This is a genomic window from Zoogloea sp. LCSB751 (assembly GCF_002028455.1).
GTDB lineage: Bacteria > Pseudomonadota > Gammaproteobacteria > Burkholderiales > Rhodocyclaceae > Zoogloea.
This window is the reverse complement of record NZ_MWUM01000615.1, coordinates 1-237: the sequence shown is the minus strand read 5'-3', so window position 1 is coordinate 237 and position 237 is coordinate 1. Positions and strand designations below refer to the sequence as shown.

General features: G+C 67.9%; 1 protein-coding gene. It reads right to left on the bottom strand.

Annotation, left to right across the window (positions count from 1 at the left end; translation table 11 throughout):
* On the bottom strand, positions 1–237 hold a 237-nt coding region (locus B4920_RS27930), incomplete at both ends, for a hypothetical protein (protein ID WP_216820145.1).

Sequence of the window (237 nt, the reverse complement as noted above, 5' to 3'; positions counted from 1 at the left end):
CGACTCGGGCCAGTGCAGCCGTTGCAGGCTCTTGAGCAACTGACTGGCGCCGTCCACCATCTCGCTCTCGGACATGTTGGGCAGCAGCACGGCAAAGACCTGGCCGGCGTAGCGGGCCTGCAGGGCACCGCTGTGCTTGCGCACGAAGGCGCCGATGGAGGCGCTCGCCTCCATCAGCAGATCCTGACTCGGGCGTCCGCTCAGTTCGGGATCCAGCTCCTCCAGCCCGGCCAGCTC